This is a genomic window from Hydrogenivirga caldilitoris (genome assembly GCF_003664005.1).
GTDB lineage: Bacteria > Aquificota > Aquificia > Aquificales > Aquificaceae > Hydrogenivirga > Hydrogenivirga caldilitoris.
On record NZ_RCCJ01000001.1, the window covers coordinates 1,039,704 to 1,061,556 of the forward strand.

Annotated in this window: 22 protein-coding genes and 2 pseudogenes; 17 read left to right on the forward strand and 7 right to left on the reverse strand. The window is 46.5% G+C overall.

Going from position 1 to position 21,853, the window contains the following annotated elements; genetic code table 11:
* Positions 1-11: 11 nt before the first annotated feature.
* The 4 genes from BCF55_RS05665 to BCF55_RS05675 are packed head-to-tail and all read left to right on the forward strand — an operon-like array spanning position 12 to position 4,787.
* Positions 12-635: a ComF family protein gene (locus BCF55_RS05665; protein WP_147425011.1), complete on the forward strand. Its 624-nt coding sequence runs from the start codon at positions 12-14 to the stop codon at positions 633-635.
* A gap of 21 nt (positions 636-656) precedes the next feature.
* Positions 657-800, forward strand: coding sequence for a hypothetical protein (locus BCF55_RS09695; RefSeq protein WP_170144759.1), 144 nt, complete (start codon positions 657-659; stop codon positions 798-800).
* Positions 797-2,455 (forward strand): ABC1 kinase family protein, encoded by a 1,659-nt coding sequence (locus BCF55_RS05670; protein ID WP_121011248.1) that lies wholly within the window; start codon positions 797-799, stop codon positions 2,453-2,455. Before BCF55_RS09695 ends, BCF55_RS05670 begins: the two co-directional genes overlap by 4 nt.
* A 4-nt stretch (positions 2,456-2,459) precedes the next feature.
* Positions 2,460-4,787, forward strand: coding sequence for a Lon protease family protein (locus tag BCF55_RS05675; protein ID WP_121011251.1), 2,328 nt, complete (start codon positions 2,460-2,462; stop codon positions 4,785-4,787).
* Here BCF55_RS05675 and murC read toward each other — a convergent pair.
* Positions 4,771-6,144 carry a UDP-N-acetylmuramate--L-alanine ligase gene (gene murC, locus BCF55_RS05680; protein WP_121011254.1) on the reverse strand — a complete coding sequence of 458 codons (1,374 nt, stop codon included), beginning with the start codon at positions 6,142-6,144 and terminating at the stop codon, positions 4,771-4,773. The two genes, BCF55_RS05675 and murC, sit on opposite strands and share 17 nt — an antisense overlap.
* Positions 6,145-6,183: 39 nt before the next feature.
* On the opposite strand from murC, the gene BCF55_RS05685 reads away from it, so the two are divergent.
* From BCF55_RS05685 to BCF55_RS05705, 5 genes and pseudogenes are all read left to right on the forward strand, one after another.
* Positions 6,184-8,097: a TonB-dependent receptor plug domain-containing protein gene (locus tag BCF55_RS05685; RefSeq protein WP_121011257.1), complete on the forward strand. Its 1,914-nt coding sequence runs from the start codon at positions 6,184-6,186 to the stop codon at positions 8,095-8,097.
* Entirely contained in the window at positions 8,094-8,591 is a 498-nt protein-coding gene (locus BCF55_RS05690; RefSeq protein WP_121011260.1) for a hypothetical protein, read from the forward strand. Before BCF55_RS05685 ends, BCF55_RS05690 begins: the two co-directional genes overlap by 4 nt.
* Before the next feature lie 596 nt (positions 8,592-9,187).
* Positions 9,188-9,666 (forward strand): annotated as a pseudogene (locus tag BCF55_RS09795) (GGDEF domain-containing protein); the annotation flags it as partial.
* A 102-nt stretch (positions 9,667-9,768) separates the two neighbouring features.
* Complete coding sequence (locus tag BCF55_RS05700; protein ID WP_338033029.1) at positions 9,769-10,464, forward strand: EAL domain-containing protein; 696 nt, start codon at positions 9,769-9,771, stop codon at positions 10,462-10,464.
* A gap of 25 nt (positions 10,465-10,489) precedes the next feature.
* A complete protein-coding gene (locus BCF55_RS05705; RefSeq protein ID WP_121011269.1) occupies positions 10,490-11,713 on the forward strand; it encodes a cation:proton antiporter in 1,224 nt (407 codons plus the stop codon).
* Here BCF55_RS05705 and BCF55_RS05710 read toward each other — a convergent pair.
* Positions 11,703-13,040: an ArsB/NhaD family transporter gene (locus BCF55_RS05710; protein ID WP_121011272.1), complete on the reverse strand. Its 1,338-nt coding sequence runs from the start codon at positions 13,038-13,040 to the stop codon at positions 11,703-11,705. The genes BCF55_RS05705 and BCF55_RS05710 overlap by 11 nt on opposite strands.
* Before the next feature lie 49 nt (positions 13,041-13,089).
* Between BCF55_RS05710 and BCF55_RS05715 the strand changes: the two genes are divergently transcribed.
* From BCF55_RS05715 to accB, 4 genes are read left to right on the forward strand one after another with little or no spacing between them, the layout of a single operon-like run.
* Positions 13,090-13,476, forward strand: a complete 387-nt coding sequence (locus BCF55_RS05715; protein ID WP_121011275.1) for a hypothetical protein — start codon at positions 13,090-13,092, stop codon at positions 13,474-13,476.
* Positions 13,473-14,477 carry a tRNA preQ1(34) S-adenosylmethionine ribosyltransferase-isomerase QueA gene (queA, locus tag BCF55_RS05720; protein ID WP_121011278.1) on the forward strand — a complete coding sequence of 335 codons (1,005 nt, stop codon included), beginning with the start codon at positions 13,473-13,475 and terminating at the stop codon, positions 14,475-14,477. The genes BCF55_RS05715 and queA overlap by 4 nt, the downstream gene beginning before the upstream one ends.
* Before the next feature lie 14 nt (positions 14,478-14,491).
* Positions 14,492-15,061: an elongation factor P gene (efp, locus tag BCF55_RS05725; protein WP_121011281.1), complete on the forward strand. Its 570-nt coding sequence runs from the start codon at positions 14,492-14,494 to the stop codon at positions 15,059-15,061.
* On the forward strand, positions 15,061-15,519 hold the full coding sequence (gene accB / locus BCF55_RS05730; RefSeq protein ID WP_170144760.1) for an acetyl-CoA carboxylase biotin carboxyl carrier protein: 459 nt from the start codon (positions 15,061-15,063) through the stop codon (positions 15,517-15,519). The genes efp and accB overlap by 1 nt, the downstream gene beginning before the upstream one ends.
* Here the strand turns inward: accB and BCF55_RS05735 are convergent.
* The 5 genes from BCF55_RS05735 to nadA form a co-directional block, all read right to left on the reverse strand.
* Positions 15,516-16,778 (reverse strand): hypothetical protein, encoded by a 1,263-nt coding sequence (locus BCF55_RS05735; RefSeq protein WP_121011287.1) that lies wholly within the window; start codon positions 16,776-16,778, stop codon positions 15,516-15,518. The two genes, accB and BCF55_RS05735, sit on opposite strands and share 4 nt — an antisense overlap.
* Positions 16,779-16,846: 68 nt before the next feature.
* Complete coding sequence (gene ccsA, locus BCF55_RS05740; protein WP_121011290.1) at positions 16,847-17,614, reverse strand: cytochrome c biogenesis protein CcsA; 768 nt, start codon at positions 17,612-17,614, stop codon at positions 16,847-16,849.
* A gap of 4 nt (positions 17,615-17,618) precedes the next feature.
* The gene (locus BCF55_RS05745) at positions 17,619-18,617 is read right to left on the reverse strand and encodes an MFS transporter (RefSeq protein WP_274542105.1); all 999 of its coding nucleotides are present in this window, start codon (positions 18,615-18,617) and stop codon (positions 17,619-17,621) included.
* Positions 18,618-18,774: 157 nt separating this feature from the next.
* On the reverse strand, positions 18,775-19,101 hold the full coding sequence (locus BCF55_RS09830; protein ID WP_274542106.1) for an MFS transporter: 327 nt from the start codon (positions 19,099-19,101) through the stop codon (positions 18,775-18,777).
* A 3-nt stretch (positions 19,102-19,104) separates the two neighbouring features.
* Positions 19,105-20,073 (reverse strand): quinolinate synthase NadA, encoded by a 969-nt coding sequence (gene nadA / locus BCF55_RS05750; RefSeq protein ID WP_121011293.1) that lies wholly within the window; start codon positions 20,071-20,073, stop codon positions 19,105-19,107.
* 59 nt (positions 20,074-20,132) lie between these two features.
* Here nadA and BCF55_RS05755 point away from each other — a divergent pair, with 59 nt between their 5' ends.
* The 4 genes and pseudogenes from BCF55_RS05755 (at position 20,133) to BCF55_RS05765 (ending at position 21,847) form a co-directional block, all read left to right on the forward strand.
* Positions 20,133-20,690, forward strand: coding sequence for a Maf family protein (locus tag BCF55_RS05755; RefSeq protein WP_121011295.1), 558 nt, complete (start codon positions 20,133-20,135; stop codon positions 20,688-20,690).
* Between the two features lie 23 nt (positions 20,691-20,713).
* Positions 20,714-21,187, forward strand: a pseudogene (gene gcvH, locus BCF55_RS05760) (glycine cleavage system protein GcvH); the annotation flags it as partial.
* Positions 21,179-21,481 carry a thioredoxin family protein gene (locus tag BCF55_RS09835; protein WP_211322896.1) on the forward strand — a complete coding sequence of 101 codons (303 nt, stop codon included), beginning with the start codon at positions 21,179-21,181 and terminating at the stop codon, positions 21,479-21,481. The pseudogene gcvH and the gene BCF55_RS09835, both read left to right, overlap by 9 nt.
* A gap of 12 nt (positions 21,482-21,493) precedes the next feature.
* A complete protein-coding gene (locus BCF55_RS05765; RefSeq protein ID WP_121011298.1) occupies positions 21,494-21,847 on the forward strand; it encodes a DUF488 domain-containing protein in 354 nt (117 codons plus the stop codon).
* The last annotated feature ends 6 nt before the right edge of the window (positions 21,848-21,853 follow it).

Genomic DNA, 21,853 nt, shown 5'->3' on the forward strand with positions numbered 1-21,853 from the left:
TATTCTCTCTTTTGGGTCTTAGCGAAGATAGCTGTCTTATATGCGGTGGGGAAATCGCCCACTTAGAGCAAGGCTACGTATGTGAAGGATGTCTCATGGAGATAAAACCATACCACCCCTTTAATTATGAGAAGCTTGGGCTAATATCCCGGTACAGGGTGTACGGGAGGTATGAAAGCACTCTGGCTGAGGTTATAAGGCTTATAAAGTTCAGAAGTGTTAAGCCCCTTGCCTACACCCTCGGAGAAAGGATATCGGGACACCTGGGAGATTTCTTGGAAGAAGCTAAACCAGATATACTTACTTACGTTCCCGTTCACAGCTGGAGACTCTGGAGCAGAGGATTTGACCACAACAGGGTACTCCTTGAGGGTGCTGGTGTTAAGTATGATAGTCTCTTGCTTAGGAGGAAGCATTCAAAACCCTTAGCCTACTACGAAAGGGAGAAACGTTTTGTTACCGTCAAGGATGCTTTCGGTGTAAGGAAGGAGTTGGCAGACAGGGTTGAGGGAAAGAAGATACTGGTTTTTGATGATGTGCTCACCACCGGTGCGACAAGCACAACTATTTGTGAGCTACTGCTCTCTCTCGGCGCGGAAGATGTGTTCTTCTATTTCCTGGCTAAGGAGGGGTAAATTAAAGTAAGGAGGTAAATTATGGGTCTCATGGACAGGGATTATTACAGAGAAAAGAAGAAAAACTCAGACGGGGGAAATCTAATTGAAAAGCTGAAGAGTAACCCCCTGATTGTTATAGCGCTTATAGCAGTCCTATTAATATTGCTTAGTGTTTTACTATGATACCTGGTACAAGAAACGTAAAGAGAAAGGCTCAGATAGCTAAGGTTCTCGCAAAACACGGATTCGGTTTTTTAGTTGAAAAGCTAGGGTTGGGAAGGTTCGTCCCCTTCCACTGGGGCATACTCGGACATCCGAAGAGGAAGGAGAGATACTCTGCCCCGGAGCACCTAAGGATGGCTTTTGAGGAGCTCGGACCCACCTTCATAAAACTCGGCCAGATACTCAGCACCAGACCAGACCTCGTCCCTGCCGAATACATTGAGGAACTCTCAAAACTCCAAGACAGAATCCCTCCCTGTGACCCGGACAAGATAGTCTCCGTCATAGAAGAGGAGTTAGGTAAACCCGTGGGAGAACTGTTCCTTGAATTTGATAGGGAGCCTATAGCTTCAGCCTCAATAGGACAGGTACACAGAGCCGTTTTGAGAAGTGGTGACAGGGTGGTGATAAAGGTCCAAAAGCCCGGTGTAGAAAAGCAGATAAAGCAAGACCTTGAGATACTTGAGGAGTTACTGAATACGCTGGTTCAACACTGGGAGTTGGCAAGGCAGTGGGATATAGAGGGCTTCTTTGAGGAATTCGCTTATATCCTTAAGAACGAGTTGGACTACGAGAGAGAGGGCAGGAACGCGGAGACCTTCCGTAAGAACTTCCTCAAGGACAGAAATGTCTACATACCGAAGGTTTACTGGGAGTATACGACAGCTAAGGTACTTGTCCTAGAAGAGCTTGAGGGTGCAAAGTTTACAGAGCTGGAAAAGATAAGGAATCTTGGGTACGACCCGAAAAAACTTGCCTATGAAGGCGCCCAAGTTTACATGAATATGTTCCTTCGTGACGGTTTTTTCCATGGTGACCCCCACCCCGGAAACTTCTTCATACTGAAGGATGGGAGGATAGGACTTGTTGACTTTGGTATGGTGGGAACTCTTGATGACAGAATGAGGGTAAATCTAATACAGCTTATTTATGGCATAACTAAGGGAGACATGGTTCTTGTTATGGATGCCCTCTACGACCTTGGGGTCAGGGGTGAGACCAAGAAGGAAGTGCTTTTAAGGAGAGAGCTTGAGGTTCTGTTCTCCTATTACTTCCTTAAACCGATAGGGGAAATCAAGCTTTCCAAGGTAGTTAACGAGCTATTCAGATTGACTTACCGTTACAGGATAAATCTGCCTTCAGACCTGTTTCTTCTCCTCAAAACCATAGGAATGGGAGAGGGATTACTGATGAGGCTTGACCCTGATTTCAGAATGATAAATGCTATAGGTCCATACGTTTCCAGGAGCAGAAGGCTTCTGTTCTCACCAAAATTCCTCGCCCGTCAAACGGAAAGGAACCTTACTGTTGTGTCCAAGATGCTTATGGAGTCTCCAGAGAGGCTCAAGAGGTTGACCTCCATGCTTGAGAGTGGAAAGCTGGAGTTCTCTATAAAGTATGAAGGGGAAAAAAGGCTGGTTGGAGACCTCAGGAAGGATATTAACAGGCTAACCCTTAGCATGTTAACCCTCGGTTTCATGGTATCAATGGCTCTCATAATATCCGCCTACAAGCCGGGTTTTTTTAAAGTAGAGCATTTCCTGCTGATGAGCGGTGCAATAGTAGTTGCCTTTTTTGGTGGACTTATGTTCAAAATATTCAGGGAAGGAACATAACGTAATGAGTATAAGAGAGATAAAGGCGGCCGAAGTTAGACTGAGCTTTGATGTAAAGGTTGGGACTGCAGGACTAAAACCTCTGGCTGTGTTTCCATCTCAACCCAGGGTAGATAACTCCTTTGAGCTGGCTTTGAGAACGGAGAAGGAAGGCTACAACGTCTACGTTTCAGGTCCCGAGAGTATAGGCAGGACAACTTACACTCTCAGAAAGTTAAAGGAGAGGGCTAAAGAAAAACCTACCCCAGAAGATATATGTTATTTCCACGATTTTGAGGAGCCTCTAAAACCCAAGTATCTGCTCCTTCCCAGTGGACTGGGTAAAGAGCTCAGAAGGGATATTGACTGGGTGATAGAAAACCTAAAGGAAGAATCCCACAAGATGTTTGAGAGCAAAGAATTTGAAGAGGAAAGGGAAAGAAGGATAAAGGAGATAGAGGAAGAAAAGGAGAAGATAATCTCAGAGATGAGCGAAGAAGCAAGAAAGCACAATCTCACCGTTTTTCTCACTCCAACGGGGATAAGCCTGCTTCCACTTGTCCACGGCAGGGTTGTATCGGAAGCAGAACTTGTCCAGAACCCCCTCTTAAAAAGCAGGTATGAAAAGAGTCTGGAAGAATTCGGTGAGAAATTCAGGGATTACATCAGAAGCTTGAGAGAGCTTGACTATAGGCTTGCCTATGAGATCAAAGATTTGAGAGAGAAGACAGCAGAATTTCTTGTGGATAGCCTACTGTACAGGCTTGAGGAAAAGTATAGGGGAAACGAGAACGTTCTTAATTTCTTGAAGAATCTCAGGAAAAACCTGATTAAGAATATTCAGTTCTTCGTTGAGTGGAAGTTTGTGGAAGATAACGTCCCCCTAAGAAGACTCACCGAGAGCAACATAAACCTCTTCAGGCTGAACGTTATAGCCGATAACTCTTCACTGGAGGGGGCTCCCGTTGTTCATGAGGAGATGCCCTCCTTCAAAAGCCTCTTTGGATACATATCCTACAGAGCCGAAATGGGTATACTTTACGCAGACCATAGCAGTATTGTGGCTGGCAGCCTTCACAGAGCAAGGGGAGGGTACCTCGTACTCAGAGCACGGGACGTTTTGGAAAACCCTTTACTATGGGAGAGCCTCAAAAGGGTTCTCCTCCACAAGAGGATATACCTGGGTGGTATTCCTGTGAGCGACCTGTTTCCCCTTTCAGTGGGAATAGACCCGCAACCTGTCCCCTTTGAAGGGAAAGTATTCCTGATAGGAGATTACCTGACTTTCCACATCCTCTCCCTCTTTGACCCAGAATTCAATAGGCTGTTTAAGGTAAAGGCTGAGTTTGACCCTACGGTCAATCTCACAGAGGGAATTGTAAAAGACTTTCCCAGAATTCTTAAGAAGATAGTGGAGGAAGAGGGACTAAAAGATTTAACTCCCGAAGCGGTTGAAGAGGTTCTAAGGTACGCGGTGATTAGGGCAGGGAGCAGGAAGAAGATAAACGTGGTCTTTGGTTACATAACCGATTTACTCCGGGAAGCCGATACCTATTCCAAGGAAAAGGAAATCACGAGGCAGGATGTTAAAAGAGCTGTGAAGGACAAAATTTTCAGGTCAAACCTGATAGAGGAAAAGGTAAAGGAGATGATACTTGAAGGAAAGATAATAATTGACATAACTGGTAGTAAAGTGGCTCAGGTGAACGGTATAAGCGTATATGACCTGGGGGATTTGAGCTTCGGAAAGCCAACGAGGATAACAGCTTCCGCCTACGCAGGGGAGAAGGGGATAATTGACATTGAGCGGGAAGCAGACCTAAGCGGACCTATACATAACAAGGGTGTTATGATACTTACGGGTTATCTTGGAAACAGGTATGGGAAAAGGGTTCCGCTGTCTCTCTCCTGCAGTATAGCTTTTGAACAGTCTTACGATGAAGTAGAAGGGGATAGTGCCTCCGTTGCCGAATTACTTGTAGTCCTGTCCGCTATATCGGAAATACCTTTAAAACAGGGGCTTGCCGTTACAGGCTCCTTAGACCAGCTGGGGAACGTCCAACCCGTTGGAGGTATAAAGGAAAAAGTGGAGGGTTTCTGGAAAGTGTGCAAGCTTGAGGGTCTATCTGGAGAACAAGGTGTTGTTATACCGTCAAGAAACGTAGACAACCTAACCCTTGATGACGAGCTGATAGAGGACCTTGAAAAGGGAAGGTTTCACATATATGCCGTTGATACTGTTGATGATGCTATAGAACTATTGACCGGAGTGAAGGCTGTTAGGTTTCATCAGATGGTTCTTTCAAAGTTAAGGAAGTTTGCCAGAATGGCAGAACTCAGGAAGAGGAGGTAAGAGCCCTCTCTTTGACAAAATCCTCACAGAGCTTTGTTATGTCTCCCGCTCCCATAAAGAGGAGTACGTCCTTTTCTCTGAGCTCCTTTGAAAGGAGGTCAAACAGCTCTCCCTTATCCCTTACAAAAACTGCTCCACTCCTCCTGGCAAGCTCCTCACCGCTGACACCGTATATATTCCTCTCGCTTGCCGGGTATATATCTAGCATAAAAAGCAAGTCCGGAAGGCTTAAAACTTCAACGAAACGCTCAAAGAGAAAGTGAGTTCTTGAGTACCTATGAGGTTGAAATATCATAACCAGTCTTCTATCCGGATACATCTCCCGCAGGGCGTCTATAACAGCTCTTATCTCAGTGGGATGGTGCCCGTAATCGTCGTATATGGGGACGCTTCCAAAGTAACCTTTCAGTTCCATCCTTCTCTCTGCATTGCTGAAATTCTTCAGAGCGCTTTTTATACTGTCAAAGGGAACACCCAGTTCAAGGGAGACCGCTATAGCTGCAAGAGCGTTGTAAACATTGTGTCTTCCACCTATACCCAGGTGAATCCTACCCAGGAACTCTCCCCTGCTCACAACGCTAAAAGCGTATCTTCCCTCTTCTATGCTTAACTCAACCCCTCTCACGTCAGCCTCTTCTTCTATGCCAAAAGTTACAAGCTTCTTGGTTACAGATGAGGTTGCCTTCCTTACGTTGGGGTCATCAGAGTTTGCCACGCAGAAACCGTAGAAAGGTACCGAACCTGCAAACTTGGAGAAGGCTGATACTATGTCTTCAATGTCTCTGTAGTAGTCCATATGTTCAAGGTCTATGTTCGTTATCACACCTACCGCAGGCAACAGCTTTAAAAAAGAACCGTCGCTCTCATCAGCTTCCGAAACGAGGAGGTCACCTTTGCCGAGTTTGGCGTTGCTACCCAGCCTTTGAAGTATCCCACCTATTATTACCGTTGGGTCAAAACCGGCTTCCTCAAGGATATGGGCTATCATAGATGTGGTCGTCGTCTTACCGTGAGAACCGCTTACGGCTATGCCTTCTTTCAGCTTGAATAGCTCTGCGAGCATCTCACCCCTCGGAATGACAGGTATTCCAAGCTCCCTGGCTCTCACAAGTTCAGGGTTGTCCTCTCTAACGGCTGAGGAGTAAACCACAACCTGCACTTTATCCTTTATGTTGTCGGCGCTGTGACCGATGTATATATCGGCACCCTTCCTTCTGAGCAACTCGGTATTCTTACTTTCCTTTATGTCAGAGCCGGAGACTCTGTAATTCATCTCAAGAAGTATCTGGGCTATACCGCTCATACCTATACCGCCGATGCCTACAAAGTGGAAATACTTTATTTTTTCCCTCAACATGCGATTTAAATTGTATAACTTATTTGAATGAGTATGGCTATGAAGATGATATATAAAGCCGGGGCTCTACTCTTGCTGATAACTCTGTCTTTTTCTCAGGATATTACGGAACTCCTTAAGGAGTATAAGGAAGCCTCTGAGCTTTACAATCAGACAAGGAGGGACAGCCTCGGACACCTTATCCTCTTTACAAGAGAAGACATAGAGAGGATGCAGGCTCACAGACTCGCAGACCTTCTCAAATCTATACATTTTTTCACCACTGCCGACAACAGGTTCGGTATACTCACCCTTAACGAGTACGGAGGGTACTCGTTCATTCCAAAGCACATAAGGCTTTATATAAATGACCATGAGGTCTCTTCTCTCCACACAGGTTCTCCCTTCCTCGTCTGGGAAAACCTGCCTTTGGACTCGGTGGATCACGTGGAAGTCTATCTAGGTGTTGGAGCTATAGAGCTGGGAAACGACCCTGCGACTCTTATAATAAAGGTTTACACGAAAGAACCTTCTAAGGAAAACGCCAACAGTCTAAGGACAACGCTGACCTCAAGGAAAGGATACGCCGGAGTCATATACTCTGCCAGGGAGCTCAACGAGAACTTTTCCTACCTCTTCCTTATTTCAGAAGGATTTGATAACAGGAAAGATAACTGGCTCGGTGGACAGGAGCTTTCAAGGGACGCCAGGTACAGGTACGCATACTTTGGCATTTACTCCGAGAATACGAGCGTTGAATTCGGTTACGGGTACATAAGGAAAGACCCCTTTATGGGTTTTGCGCTTGACAACGTTGCAGAGAAGGGTTATACAGAGGCGGAAGACCTTTACCTCACACTCACAGCGCACCCTTCGGGGGACAAAAGCACAAAGTTCGTATTTTCACTGGACAACCATAAACGTAAGCATTTTGAAAGTAGTTCCTCCGGTCTATACATACCTATATTCATGGACCCCTTCAACCCGGTAAACAACCCAAGGGACTTTTATGAAAACGCCTTCTTCAGCAAGGTGACCCTGTATCTATCCAAGGAGTTCTCCTCTCAGGAGAATAAACTTCTGACAGCGGTTTCTTACAAGCTTTATAACTCGGACATAGACTCCCGCTATTACATAACACTGGGCAACGTGAAGCAGAATGTGGGTGCAACCGTACCCTTTAATAGACAGGAGATATACTCTCTGATAGTTGAGGACAAGTTTTCTTTAAGTCCCAGCAACCTGATAATAGGAGGTGTAAAGTTTGATAAGTACTTCAGAAACGGCGGGTTTAAAGACTTTTCAGAATTTATAGCCCGTGTAGGATACATATCTGTAATAAACGACAACCTGTCCCTTAAGGGTTTTGTAAGCCGCAGTTATATACCTCCCTTTTTCTACGACACAGAGATATCAGGAAGGGACCTGGACACGGTTAAAATACCCTTTGCCTTCTCAGCTGAAGGTTTACTGAAGCTCTGGAACGTTAAATTCGGATTTGGATTAGGGTACGTTCGTATAAAGGATGCCATTGTCCCGGACAATACGGGGCGACTGACCAACATGGAAGAAACAATTACTGAAAAACCAATTTTCATAAACGTTGAAAATCAATTATCTGAAAATCATAAGCTTCAAGCGGGGTACAGCATATTTCTTGACCCGGACAGGAAAACCTCATCAACCTCAGGAGGCTATGTAAGACTGCTTTCAACCATAGGGAAGTTTGATGCTTTTGGTGAGCTAATTTACCGTAGAGGATTTGAGTTCTCGGGAAGGAATGTTGAAGACGGATATGAACTTAACTCAGGTATAACCTACCATGTAAGCGATGACCTGGCAATAAAGTTAAAGGGGGAAAACCTTCTCGGGAAAGCCATTGAAACGCCTTATCTTGTCCCCCAAACGGGAGAGGTTGTTACTTACCCGGTGAGGGAGAGAACCTTATACCTGAGCGTGGAGTGGGTATTTTGAAAGGTCTGGCAAGTGTCTTCCTCCTCTTAGTCTTTGGTGTGTGTCCAGTTTTTGCAGATGTGGGTTTAAGGTCTGCTAATCCTGAAGAGCTTGAGGTCAAGATACTTGAAAAGCTCTTTAAAGACATGCTCCAGAGGAAAGAGGTTAACGTGCTTGTCCTTGGAGACAGAAAGGAATCCTATGAGAGAAATATCAGGGAATACTCCGATAAGCTAAGGACTGTAGAGAGCTGTAAAGAGGCAAATATACTCCTGATAGCTGGGGATACTAAGAGTATCCCAGAAGAATGTTTAAATAAACCCATATTTTCCACTAAGAAGGAGAATATAAACTTATTCAAAAACTGTCTTGGAGCCTTTTACTGGAAAAAGGGGAGACCAAATATAATCCTTATAAAGGAAAGACTTGAGGAAAGGGGCATAAGACTTCCCTCCGAGTATGAAAGGTTCATAGAACCGGAAGATAGGGTAGTCGGGGTAGAAAGGATAAAGTAGGCATGAACAGAGACAGGATAAATCTAATAGCCCTGGCGCTCATCCTTTTACTGGTAGGTATGTCCGTACCTATTTACTTCGGTTCATCGCTTGTGGAAAAGCATGTCCAGAAGAGGTTGGTCTCAGATGTGGTTTCAATAGTGGGTCACGTGTTTGACAACATCGCTATGGACCTTCTAAATATGGTAGGAGATCAGGACATAGTCGTGGCTCTTTATCATGATGAGGAGCTGCGGAAACGCATTGAAGATAGGTTGTCTCTGCTGGTAACAGATGAGGTTAAATACGTTTACATCGTTTACAGGGACGATGAGGGCAAGTTCCGATTCCTCGTTGATGGCTCAAAGGAGGATAAGGGAGAGCTTGGTGAGAAGCTTGACGTTTTTAACGAGGAGAAATGGATTGAGGCTATCAGCACCGGCAAAGATGTGGTTATAATACAGGAAAACCTTTATACATTAGGGGCTACGTATCTTAAACCCATTGGAAAAGAAGGAAATACAAGGGCTCTGCTTGTAGCTGACTTCTCTATAAACAAGATAAGGGAGATACAGGGAGCTCTTGACCTCATAAAGAACGCCACCCTCTTTTCAGTGATGTCTGCGCTGGCATTCTTGGGATTTGGCATATACCAGTATCTAAAGACCAGAGCGGTTGAAAAGACCCTTTACATTGACAAGCTGACAGGACTTTATACTAAAAATTACATAGATGACAAGGGAGGAAGGATAGACCACGGTAAGTACTACGTTACGCTCCTGGACCTGGACGATTTTAGGAAGATAAACGCAACCTACGGAGAAGAAGCAGGTGATAATGTTCTTAAAAATTTTGCAAAAGGCTTAAGGAGATTCTTAAGGATAGTCTTATTGTCAGATACTCCGGAGAGGAGTTCCTGGTGCTTCTGCCAAAAGATAAGTTCAAGGACAAGGTTGAGCTCCTTAACTACCTTGATGAACTTCGCACCCACGTAAAGTCTTGGGTCTTCTCCTACAAGGGGAACGAGATCAATATAAGGGTCTCAATGGGTGTAAACGTATCCCCGGAGAGAAACAGATCACTGGAGGATGCAATAAAGGGGGCGGACAGAGCCCTTTACAGGGCAAAGAGAAGCGGGAAGGACAGGGTTGAGGCTTACGATGAGTACCTGGAAGAACTCAAACAGAGCCTCTCTGTTATAGATGTAAGGGAAGCTATAGAGATGGGGAGGGTTCTGTGCTACTATCAGCCCGTAATAAACCTAAGAACGAGAGAGATTTCCCATTATGAGGCTCTTGCCAGGATACGTAATCACAAGGGTGATATAGTGTCTCCCGCCTACTTCCTTGAGGACATAAAAGGTACATTCATATATACCAGGTTCGTTAAGGAGATAATCAGGATAAACGTTGAACTCCTCAGCAAGAATAAGGATATAGAGGTAAGCATAAACCTCATACCTACCGATATTACCGATGAAACCGTGCTCAGCGAGCTGGAGGCGATTGATAGGAAGCTTAGAAAGAGAATGCTCCTTGAAATAACGGAGGTTGAAGGTATACCATCCTTTGAGCATATGAAAAACTCAGTTTCCAGGCTCAGGAAGTTGGGTTACAGGATATGCATAGATGACTTCGGCGCGGGTTACTCAAACCTCATAAATATAACCCAGATGCGTGTTGATTACCTGAAGATAGATGGAAGCATAATAAAGGACATCACAAAGAACATGACGTCAAGGTTACTTACTAAAACGATCACATCCTTCTGCAAAGAGGTCGGGATAAAGGTTGTTGCTGAATACGTTGAAAATGAAGCTATCCTGAAAACTCTTATAGAGCTTGGTGTTGACTACGGACAGGGATATTACTTCAGCGAGCCCAAACCCATGTGAATCTTTCTGGTAGAATATGAGCACCATGGCAGCGGGGGGAACAGAAGGGTCAGCTGCGGTAGTTGACGTCCACACCCTCTTTCTCCACATAGCGGTAATCCTCCTCGCCGGAAAGCTCTTCGGAACCCTCTTCAGGCGCTTCGGTATGCCGCCGGTTCTCGGGGAGGTTCTCGCCGGTGTCGTGATAGGTCAGAGTATTTTGGGGATAATACCCCTGAGTGAGGCGATAAAGGTCCTTGCAGAGCTCGGTGTTATCCTCCTCCTCTTTGAGGTCGGTCTTGAAGCTGATATCCACATGCTCGTAAGGGTCGGTCTTGCCTCTGCACTCGTAGCCTTCCTCGGTGCCGCCCTCCCCTTTGCAGGTGGTTTTCTTCTCTCTTACTACGTATTTGATATGACCCTCCTGAGTTCCCTCTTTATAGGAGGTGCCCTAACCGCTACGAGCATAGGCATAACCGTTAAGGTTCTCTCGGACCTGGGTAAGGGTAAAGAAAAGTTCGCCCAGATAGTTCTCGGTGCCGCCGTTCTTGATGACATCCTCGGGGTCGTCATACTTGCGGCTCTTTACGAGTTCTCCAAGAGCGGTGAGGTAAACTGGAACGCGACTGCCGGGCTTGTAAGGGATATAGGCATATTCTTTGTGGTGGCTCCCTTCGTAGCTAGGCTTGCCGCGAAGCTGATACACTTCATAGTTCACAGGCTTCAGGATTACGACATAATACCACCTCTAATACTCTCCCTCGTCCTGTTTACGGGCTACGGAGCTTACAAGGTCGGCTCTCCGGAGATACTCGGCGCCTTCACAGCAGGTCTTGCCCTTTCAAGACGCTTCGTGGTTCCCTTTGCCGCCTTCCTGAAGTTGGACGAGAAGGTTCTCCACAGCGTTGAGGAGAACATAAGACCCCTTGTCTGGGTCGTCTCCCCCATATTCTTCGTCACAGTGGGACTCGCTCTGAACTTCAAAGCCATAGACTTCAGCTCTTCCCAGTTCTGGCTCCTTTCCCTCTCACTCATCGCCGTTGCGGTTTTGGGGAAGGTGGTTTCCGGACTTTTAATACCCCTGAGCTTCCGGGACAGGTTGAATATAGGACTCTCCATGATGCCCCGCGGAGAGGTGGGTCTCATATTCGCCGAGTTCGGTAGGAGCTTCGGAGCTATTGATGAGGTAGGTTACGCTGTCGTCGTTTTCGTAGTCGCCGTTACCACTCTTATCGCCCCCGTACTCCTGAAACTGAACATCAGAACCTGAGAATGTAAAGGCTCAGGAGAGCAACAGCTGTTGAGAGTATGGCTACGGGAGTTCCGTACTTCATGAAAGTCAGGAAGGATATGTGGTAGCCCTCCTTCTCCGCTATCGCCGCGGCAACTATGTTCGCAGATGCTCCTATTATCGTGAAGTTACCTCCAAGACAGGCTCCGAGGGAGAGGGACCACCAGAGGGCATCAAAGTCCCCGGTTATATGTTGAGCCATGTTCTTGAGGACAAAGGACATGGACATAGTGAAGGGTATGTTGTCAACGAAACCGGATATTACCGCCGAAGAGGCTCCAATTATCCATATACCCTTGCTCACGTCCGTTCCCATTAAACCCATGAGATAATTGGCGGCTTCCGTAAAAACCCCCGTGTGTTCCAGAGAACCCACAACAATGAAGAGACCCACGAAAAAGAGGAGTGTTGTCCACTCAACCTTTTCAAGGACGTAGGCAGGGGAAAGGCCCGACCACATCATGAGAAGGGTGGAGGTAAAGAGCGCAATAATCCCCGGTTCTATGTGGAGGGTGTGCCCGAGGATAAAGAGGACTATCGTTCCCACGAAGGTTATTACTCCCTTCCTCATAAGGTCAGGGTAAACCTCCTCCGATTGGAGCTCTTCAAACTCCTTCAGGTCTATATCCTCCTTTCTCGGCTTCATCAATCCTTTGAACTGCAAATACAGTAGGTTTACAACGAGACCGACAACGAAACCGATTATTGCGTGGGGTGCAACGTGGATGAGGAAGTCGTTGAAGCTCTTCTTGGCTATGCTCCCTATGATGATGTTGGGAGGGTCACCTATCAGGGTAGTTGTTCCTCCCGTGTTTGAGGCTAATACGAGGGCTATCACGTAGGGGACGGGAGGTAAATCCAGAACCTTGGCAATCCTTATTATTATCGGTGTCATGAATAGAACCGTGGTGACGTTGTCTAAAAAGGCAGAAAAGACCGCCGTCAGAATGGTGAAGGTCAGGAGTATCTTGAAGGGGTTAGTCCCCGTTACCTTGAGAGCCTTTATTGCAAGGAGGTTAAAGAAACCGCTGTGGGCGAGGACCGTGACTATGTTCATCATACCGAAGAGGAGGAAAATGGTGTTGTAGTCTATAGAAGACCAGGCGTCGTGGGGAGAAATCACACCGAGAACCATTATCACTGAAGCTCCGAGGAGAGCGGCAACGGTCCTGTGGAAATACTTCTCCAAGACTATCATCACGTAAACGAGGATGAATATCCCGAGAGCTAGCTTCTGAAGACCAGTCTGAGAAATGTGTATGTGAAGAGCCTGAAGTAATCCCCCTATCTCGTGGGCTTCTATCATGGCTTTCCTCCACTAAGTTTGTATTAAGATTATATCGGAGGGTTTCGTAATGGGTATAACGGTTATAGGAAGAGAGAAGGAAGAGATAACGCATCTGACCGCTTACGCAAGGGATAACATAAGGGACATTAAGAGCTTCCTCATAATTTACTTAGTTCCTTCCGAAAGGGATGAGGAAAAGGCAAAGAGCGAGGTAGAAGAGGAGGTGAAGAAGATAAGCGGAGATACTCCTTATGAGATAAAGACCTTCACCGGAAGTCCGGATATGGCCATAGAGACCTTCCTCGCAAGGAGGGAGGACATAAGGATGGTGTTTCTGCACGTGAGAAGAAGGGATATAAGGGAGATCCTTGAAGACGACGAGTATACGGTTATATTAAGGAAATTGCAGAAGGGAGTTGTAAAGACCCCTGTAGTCTTTGTTCCCCACCGATGAGGGTTGAAGAATTTGATTACGAGCTTCCCGAGGAGCTAATAGCAAAGTATCCGGCGGTTCCGCGCCACTCGGCACGCCTTATGGTTCTTGACAGAAGAACCCAGGAGATTAAACACGATACCTTCTGGAACCTGCCCGACTACCTTGAGAGAGGAGACCTTTTGGTTTTTAACAACACCAAAGTTCTTCCGGCAAGGTTATACGGGAGAAAGTCAACAGGCGGCAAGGTGGAGGTCGTTCTGACGGACTATATAAAACCCGATATGTGGAGAGCCCTGATAGGTGGAAAGAAGATAAAACCCGGTCTTGTCATAGATATAGCCCCAGACTTCAAAGTAGAAGTCCTTGAGCACATAGAGGAAAGCAAGTTTCTTATCAGGCTGGTGGGGGATAACCCCTTAAAGCTCCTTGATAGATACGGGTACATACCAATACCACCTTATTTGGGTAGGGAAGAAGAGAGCATAGACAGGGAGTATTACCAGACCGTATTCGCAAAAGAGGAGGGAGCCGTTGCAGCCCCTACAGCTTCGCTGCATTTTTCGGAAGAGTTGCTCGGTAAACTTGAGGACAGGGGTATAGAAAAGACCTTTGTAACCCTGCACGTTTCCTACGGGACCTTTAAACCGGTTAAAGTAAATGAGGTTGAAAAACACCACGTTGAGCCGGAGTACGTGAAAGTGGACGAAGAAGCCGTTGAAAAGATAGTGAAAGCCAAGAGGAGGGGAAGTAGAGTTATAGCTGTTGGAACTACAGTGGTGAGAGCTTTAGAGACCAGCCCCTTTAAATCCTACGAGGGCTGGACGGAACTCTATATCTATCCCGGCTTTGGGTTCAAGGTCGTGGACGCTCTCATAACCAACTTTCACCTTCCGAGGTCCTCTCTCCTCTTCCTCGTCTGCGCCTTCGGAGGTAAGGATTTCGTTTTAAGAGCGTACCGCGAAGCGGTCTCTAAGAGATACAGATTTTACAGCTACGGGGACGGGATGCTTATACTTTGATAAAATATCTTCCCATGGCAGAGAAGATTGATATAAACAGGATAACGAGGGACATATTCATTGAGCACAAAGGAGAACCGTACAGGGTTCTGGATTACGAACACGTGAAGCCGGGAAAGGGTCAGGCTTTTGTAAGGGTCAGGGCAAAGAACATGCTCACGGGTAACGTGATAGAGATCACCTACAAATCCTCCGATACCATACCCCTCGCAGACTTTGAACAGTTTTTTGCCGAGTACTCCTACTCCGACGGAGAGAACTACTACTTTATGAACACACAGACCTATGAGATGGTGGCTATTCCAAAGGAAAAGATAGAGGAAGAAGCTAAGTTTTTGAAAGAGGGCATGCAGGTGGTCGTTTTCTTCTATCAGGGACAGCCGGTGGGTATAGAGCTCCCCAAGCACGTGGAGCTGAAGGTTGTTGAAACCGAACCTGCCTTCAAAGGTGACACGGCGGCAGGAGGAACGAAGCCTGCAAAGCTGGAAACGGGAGCTGTTGTCCAGGTTCCTTTCTTCGTTGCTGAGGGTGATTTAGTGAAGGTAGATACAAGAACAGGAACGTACATAGAAAGGGTGAAATGATGGACAGGGACTTTATAAGAGAACTTATAGAGCTCGTCAAGAACTCAAACATAAGGACCTTAAAGATTGAAAATCAGGAAGGAAAAATCGTAATAGAAACCCATCGGGGCGAGGATGTACAGCCGAAGGTAGAGAAGAAGCCAAGGCTTACCGATGAATACAGACACCAGGAACTTCTACCTCCTTCTGAAGACATAAGCGAGGAGGAGAAGAAGTACCACGTTATAAAGAGCCCTCTTGTTGGAACCTTCTACAGGTCTCCCGCTCCAGGGGCACCTCCCTTTATTGAAGTTGGAGACATAGTCTCTCCGGGTCAGGTTCTCTGCATCATAGAGGCTCTAAAGGTAATGAACGAGATAGAGAGCGATGTGAGGGGAAGGGTGGAAAAGATTTTGGTGGAGAACGGGGAGACCGTTGAGTACGGTCAGCCCCTATTTTTGATAGATACGGAGATTTAAGGGTTGTTTATACTCGCTGTCACATACTCCATCCCATCTATTGCGGTTCCGTCAAAGTAAAGGTTTAAGAGGTCTACGGTAGTCTTGTTGGAGGTGTATGCCACGAGGTCTCCCTTGCCTGCAGAGGAAGGATTGTCCGGGTACCAGTTATCGTCCCAGCCTGTAAGGGAACTTAAGTTGGGGAACGTGTAAGTGTAAGATGAGTTGTTCCCCAACCAGCCTATTGTCCAGTGTATGTACCAGTAATAGCTCCCTCCGAACATATACTCATTAAGCTTGTAAACCTGAGTCTGGTGCCCATTAAGCCCACTTGAGTAAGCGTTCCAACTTACCTGTATCCTCTCGGTGGAAAGGTTAGCGTCAACCACGGTAAAGGTGGCACCCTGTGTCATGTGGGGTGGAAAACCCTGACAGTTATAGTTACTTGGCTGGTCGTGAAACTCTTGAAAGCTTGTGGTAGCGCTGCCAGATGTGGCTGTTGATGCGTAGTTCCAGAAATCACCGTTTTGGAATAAGGAGCTCGGGATTAAAGGTTGATATGAACTACCTCCTATGTTGTAGATAGTAGTTCCACCGGCACTTAGGAAGCTTACACGGTGGCTATTTGTATTCGTATTACCACAGCTCCAGGTGTAAGATGTTGAATCAGCTGTGGGAGCATTTGTAAAGTCTACGTTGTGAACGGTGTTTGTAGTAACAGATACGTTTCTATCTATTACAACGTGAGAGTTTAGTATGTCCAGATTACCATCGTTTGAATTACCATCTTCAAGTATTGTTATGATATCATGGGTTCCCGGGGGGACACCAGGCGTGTTAAAAGCATAACTCCCAGACTGGGTAGTCTGCCAATACTGTGTGCTCCAATACACAAACTTATCTACACCAACATATTGTGGATTAAAAGACCCCGATAACGTGTACGTTGGCGTTCCACAATCAACGTATAATCTATTCCTCTCCGAAATCAGACCATGGAAAAGGTTGCCATTCATGTTTGAAGTGCAGAAAACGACAGCTCCGTATTTTCCTGACGCATCCGTAACGTTAAATTGGTAAGTATATTTGTATCCAGATATCGTCGGAGAAGCAGTCTGCCAAGCTCCAGCGCCGTCCTGATAGGCAAAGAAGACCTGACTTCCTCCATTATTGGCTACCTCAACGGTAACCACTCCGGCAGGTGAGTTGCCTCCACCTCCTCCACATCCTGATATAAAAGCTACTGCTAAAGCTGTTGGAATTAGAAAAATTTTTTTCATACATTTACCCTCCTGCATATATGTTAAGTTTCTTTACACTCTTTTATATGGTATTTTTCACAAAAGGATTAACTCACAGTATGTCTTATAAAGAGGATACTTCCGACGACCATTATAAAACCTAAGAAAGATAAAAGGGAAAGTCTTGAAGGTTTTAAGCCTTTAACCAGATTTAAGTGAATAACAATAGCGTAATAAATCCACATCATCAGGGTCAGAATCAGTTTGGGGTCGTTTATCCAGTGTTTACCGAGGTAGTTTTTTGCCCATATACTTCCGAAAATAAGCGTTAAAGTTAAAAAGATAAAACCGAGGTTTAATAAAACCCTTTCCATCTTTCTCAAAAGATTGACTGGAACCATGAATCCTTCTATGTGTTTGGCTTTGAGCTTTCTCTCAACTATGAACTTTACGCCCGAAGATATACCTGCGAGTATAAGGGAGGCGTAAGCTACTCCAGCGGAGAGTATGTGATAGACATAAAAGGGGTTCTTGTAGCCGACCTTCTGAGCCGGTAGTCCTACGAGGGTCGTGAGAAAGCCTATGAAAGCAACTATGAGCCCGAAGTCCGCCACGTTCTTTCTGAGTACAAGGTCAAGGGCTATAAAAATCAGCGTGAGTAAATTCCCCATCAGCGAGACCATACCGTAAACGTCCCCCACCGGAAAGCGTCCCGTAGAGTGGTAAACCCCGAAGAAGTGCAATATATAGAGTATTAGGGCAAGCAGCAGACCAAAGGTAGGAAGGTTCTTTAGATTTACACCGAAGAAGGTCCTCAGAAGGAAAAGGACACCGCTCAGGAGGTATATAATGACCGACAGGAGCAGTAAAAGCATAGGTTTATTTTATATGAGAAGGGATACCGGCTCTCCTGCTCGTTAAAAAGAGAAAGAAGAGTGTGAGCATTATGCTGAGGAGACTTATGTAGGAGGCTATTTTGAGTGCATCCTGAACGGCGTAGATACCGGCAAGGGTGTTCTGAAGTCTCGCCAGCATGAGTTTGAACTTGAGGGAGAAATCAGCGATGTCCTGACCGGAAAGGAAGGCTCTCAGGGCGTTTATTTCATCGTAATGAAAAGCTCTTCCGGTCTCAAACTGGTAGGTTGCTATTGATGTGGCAAAGGAAGCTCCCATGAGTCTTGCGTAGTTATAGACTGCAGAGCCGATGGGAATCTGAAGGGGCTTTAAGCTCTTAAAGGCAAGGGCTGTGAGGGGAGAAAAGAAGAAGCCCATGGCAAAACCGAGGAGACATAGGTAAAGGAATATCTTGGCTTTCGGTGTTTCGTAATCAAGGTGGGAGAGGAAGAAGAAGAGGGCTATAAATAGTGTGCTCTGGGATACGAGAAGGAGGAGCTTTGGTTCCATCCTGTCGCTCAGCCTTCCACCTACGAGGGCAAAGAGGGCTAAAAAGAAGGCAAAACCCACAAACTGCAAGCCCGTCTGAAAGGTGGGTACGTCCCTGAGCCTCTCAAAGTATATGGGTATTAGGTATATAGTCTGGAAGAACACAAACCCGTAAACCAGCACAAAGGTTATAAAGGCATACAGGTAGTTGGGTTCTTTGAAGATGCTGTAATCAATAAGCTTTCTTTCGCTGATAAGCTCGGACACCATGAAAAGAAGAAAGGTAAGCAGGGCTATATAAAAAACGTAAAAAGTCTTGTCCGAATAAAACCAACCCCAGCTCTCGCCCTTTGAGAGAAAGACTATGAAGCTTACGGAGGAAACCGAGAGGAGCGTGTAACTGAGCAAGTTAAAGGGAACGGGTTTCCTTTCCCCTATATCGGGAAGGAAGAAGTATGCAACGGGTATCAGCAGCACTATGACGGGCAGGTTCATGTAGAATATCCACCTCCAGGAGAAGTACTCTACGAAGTAACCCCTACGGCGGGTCCAAGACCGGGTGCAAAAGCTACAGCCATGGCGTAAAAGCCCATAGCCGTTCCCCTACTCTCAGGGGGGAAGAGGCTGAAGAGTATGGATTGGGAGGAGGGTATCAGGAGACCTTCCCTATTCCCTGCAAAAAGCGGGAGGCTATCATGAACTCCAGACTTCCCGCCTGACCGGAAAGAGCGCTGCCAAGTCCGAACAGAGAGAGTCCGAGGACGTAGGTGTTCTTGAGTCCTATCCTTGAGCTGAGAGCACTGAAGGCGAGTATTGTTATGGCGGTTGCGGTTATGTAACTTATAGCGACCCATTCTATACCGTATATATCCGTCTGGAGAGGAGCTATCATCTTGGGTATGGCTACGTTGGTGCTGGTTATCCCCAGGACGGCAAGAAAGGTTCCGAGAACTATCAGGAATGTATAGAACCAGACCATTCCTCAGCTGAGTTCTAACATCCTCTCTATCGGTCTCCTCGCTCTCTCTATAATATCCTCAGGGAGCTCCACCTCGTTTATCTCGTTCTTTATGGTCTCATAGACCTTTGGCAGGGTTATCCCCTTCATTGTGCAGCAGTAGACGGTTCCGCAGTAGTTCATTGACTCGGGGAATATGTACTCCTTGTTGGGGTTCTTCTTCATGAGGGTGTACTTGAGACCCACCTCTGTAATGACTATGACCCTCTTTGCGTCCACGCTCGTTGCGTACTTGATTATCTGGGAGGTAGAACCCACGAAGTCGGCGAGCTCTATGACCTTGGGATGGCACTCAGGGTGAACGGCAACCTTGGCGTCGGGATACTTCTCTTTCAGCTTCATGACCTCCCTCGCGGTGAACTCAAAGTGGGGAGGGCAGAAACCCTTCCATATTATGAACTCCTTTTCGGGAACCTGCTTCGCTACCCACTGACCGAGAGCCTGGTCGGGTAGAAAGACTATCTTCTTAGCTTCCAGCTTCTTTATTATCTTCGGGGCGTTGGCGGAGGTCACACATATATCTACCTCAGCCTTCACGTCGGCGGTGGTGTTTATGTAAGCCACGAACTCCGCATCGGGATGTTCTTCCCTTAACTTCCTAACCTGCTCGGCGGTTACCATGTCCGCCATGGGACAGCCGGATTCGGGGTTAGGGTGGAGAACCTTCTTCTGGGGGCTGAGAATCTTCGCGGTCTCGCACATGAACCTGACACCGCAGAAGACTATTATGTCCGCATCGGTATTCGCAGCCTTACGGGAGAGTTCTAAGGAATCTCCCACGAAGTCCGCTATATCCTGAACCTCCGGTCTCTGGTAGTAGTGGGCTAAGATTATTGCGTTCTTCTCCTGGGCTAACCTCCTCACCTCCTTCTGGAGCTCCTTTATCTCCTCGGCTGTGAGTTCCCTTTCCTGTATCTCAAATCCTACATTCATATCCTTCCTCCTGTGTTGGTAAATTTATAATTTAACGCCTGTGATATGAGGTTCAAGCCATGGGAAGAGTAGTGCTCGCTTCAGCCTCACCGAGGAGGAGGGAGATACTTTCCCTGTTGGGAATAGAGTTTGAAGTCGTCCCTTCCGGGATAGAGGAGCATACCCATGGGGACCCCATAACGACGGCGAGGAGGCTGTCCTACGAAAAGGCTCTGGACGTCTGGAAGAGTAATAAGGACGCTCTCGTGATAGGGGCGGATACCCTTGTCTTCGTTGGCAAGGAGATAATAGGAAAACCAAGGGACGAGGAGGAAGCCTTTCAGACCCTCTCTTTCCTTTCGGGGAGGTGGCACAGGGTGGTGACGGCGGTCTCCTTTGTCTCTAAAGGTTTCAGAAAAACGGTCCACGACGTTGCGAGGGTTAAGTTCAGAAAGCTGTCCGGGGAGGAGATAAGGTTTTACATATCCACCGGTGAGCCGATGGACAAGGCTGGAGCTTATGGGGTTCAGGGCTTTGGAGCCACAATAGTTGAGAGGATAGAGGGGAACTTTTACACGGTCATGGGTCTTCCCATCCACAAGGTCTATGAGGTTTTGAGGAAACTCACCATGTCATAGAAAAGCCTTATTTTTTACCTGAGATGGAAGAAGAGAAAGACCTGGGGAATGCGTGGGAGTACAGAGGATGCATAATCCCGAAAGAGCTTTACTACTATATAGACCTACAGGTCTGGGTAAAGGTGAATGAGGACGGCACCGTATCTTTGGGAATTACAGAGGTTGGACAGACCAGAGCCGGGAAAATACTCCACATCCGGGTTAAACCTGAAGGTAAGGAGGTCAGTAAGGGAAAACCCGTTGCTACCCTGGAGAGCGGAAAGTGGGCTGGACCTATCCCTGCTTTGGTTGAAGGCAAGATAGTAGATGTGAACGAGAAGGTTCTTGATTCTCCCGAAATTTTAAATTTGGACCCTTACGGAGAGTGGATAGTGAAGCTAAAACCTTTGAGTGAGGAAACCCTTAAGAGAGACTTAAGCGAGCTGGTGAGCGGCGAAAAAGCGTATGAGGAGATGAAAAACTACATAGGAGAGTGGGATATCATATGTATGAAGTGTGTAGAGGAGGAGCTTTACAAGAGAAAACCTGAGAAGTCACTTAGACCTCAAGACAGGCACGTAATACTCTTAACAGCAACGTGGTGTTCGGCAAGTCAAGAAGCGGACGCCATGTGGAGGAGGTTTAAGGAAGAACTTGGGTTTAAGTATGAAGCCTTAGATGTTGAAACGCCAGAGGGAAGATTTTGGGTCACGAAATTCCTAATAAAGAGTGTCCCTACCACTATCGTTGATAGAAACATCGCTTTTGTGGGCGTTCCGAAAGAAGAAGAGATAAGAGAGCTCATAACCTAAGGAGGATGTGGGTTGATTAAAGTCAAAAGAATCTATGAAAAACCGTCAGAAGAAGACGGACTCCGCATATTGGTAGACAGGCTGTGGCCAAGAGGGATAAAAAGAGAAGACGCAAGGGTTGACCTCTGGTTAAAGGAAATAGCACCCTCAGATGAGCTAAGGAGATGGTTTTCCCACAGGAGCGAGAGATGGGAAGGATTTAAAAGAAAGTACAAAGAGGAACTAAAGGGGAAAAAGGAATTAATAGAGCGGATAAAAGAGCTTGAAAGCAAGCATGGAACCGTAACGCTCCTGTTCTCAGCCAGGGATACTGAACACAATAACGCCGTTGTTTTAATGGAGGTGATAGAGGAAGGGAGCTGGTGAACCCTC

Bases quoted from the DNA above. Each gene is read 5' to 3' on its own strand.
- BCF55_RS09695 (WP_170144759.1), top strand. From the start codon at position 657: ATGGGTCTCATGGACAGGGATTATTACAGAGAAAAGAAGAAAAACTCA.
- BCF55_RS05670 (WP_121011248.1), top strand. From the start codon at position 797: ATGATACCTGGTACAAGAAACGTAAAGAGAAAGGCTCAGATAGCTAAG.
- BCF55_RS05675 (WP_121011251.1), top strand. From the start codon at position 2,460: ATGAGTATAAGAGAGATAAAGGCGGCCGAAGTTAGACTGAGCTTTGAT.
- murC (WP_121011254.1), bottom strand. From the start codon at position 6,144: ATGTTGAGGGAAAAAATAAAGTATTTCCACTTTGTAGGCATCGGCGGT.
- BCF55_RS05685 (WP_121011257.1), top strand. From the start codon at position 6,184: ATGAAGATGATATATAAAGCCGGGGCTCTACTCTTGCTGATAACTCTG.
- BCF55_RS05705 (WP_121011269.1), top strand. From the start codon at position 10,490: ATGGCAGCGGGGGGAACAGAAGGGTCAGCTGCGGTAGTTGACGTCCAC.
- BCF55_RS05710 (WP_121011272.1), bottom strand. From the start codon at position 13,040: ATGATAGAAGCCCACGAGATAGGGGGATTACTTCAGGCTCTTCACATA.
- BCF55_RS05715 (WP_121011275.1), top strand. From the start codon at position 13,090: ATGGGTATAACGGTTATAGGAAGAGAGAAGGAAGAGATAACGCATCTG.
- queA (WP_121011278.1), top strand. From the start codon at position 13,473: ATGAGGGTTGAAGAATTTGATTACGAGCTTCCCGAGGAGCTAATAGCA.
- efp (WP_121011281.1), top strand. From the start codon at position 14,492: ATGGCAGAGAAGATTGATATAAACAGGATAACGAGGGACATATTCATT.
- accB (WP_170144760.1), top strand. From the start codon at position 15,061: ATGGACAGGGACTTTATAAGAGAACTTATAGAGCTCGTCAAGAACTCA.
- BCF55_RS05735 (WP_121011287.1), bottom strand. From the start codon at position 16,778: ATGAAAAAAATTTTTCTAATTCCAACAGCTTTAGCAGTAGCTTTTATA.
- ccsA (WP_121011290.1), bottom strand. From the start codon at position 17,614: ATGCTTTTACTGCTCCTGTCGGTCATTATATACCTCCTGAGCGGTGTC.
- BCF55_RS05745 (WP_274542105.1), bottom strand. From the start codon at position 18,617: ATGAACCTGCCCGTCATAGTGCTGCTGATACCCGTTGCATACTTCTTC.
- BCF55_RS09830 (WP_274542106.1), bottom strand. From the start codon at position 19,101: ATGGTCTGGTTCTATACATTCCTGATAGTTCTCGGAACCTTTCTTGCC.
- nadA (WP_121011293.1), bottom strand. From the start codon at position 20,073: ATGAATGTAGGATTTGAGATACAGGAAAGGGAACTCACAGCCGAGGAG.
- BCF55_RS05755 (WP_121011295.1), top strand. From the start codon at position 20,133: ATGGGAAGAGTAGTGCTCGCTTCAGCCTCACCGAGGAGGAGGGAGATA.
- BCF55_RS09835 (WP_211322896.1), top strand. From the start codon at position 21,179: ATGAAGTGTGTAGAGGAGGAGCTTTACAAGAGAAAACCTGAGAAGTCA.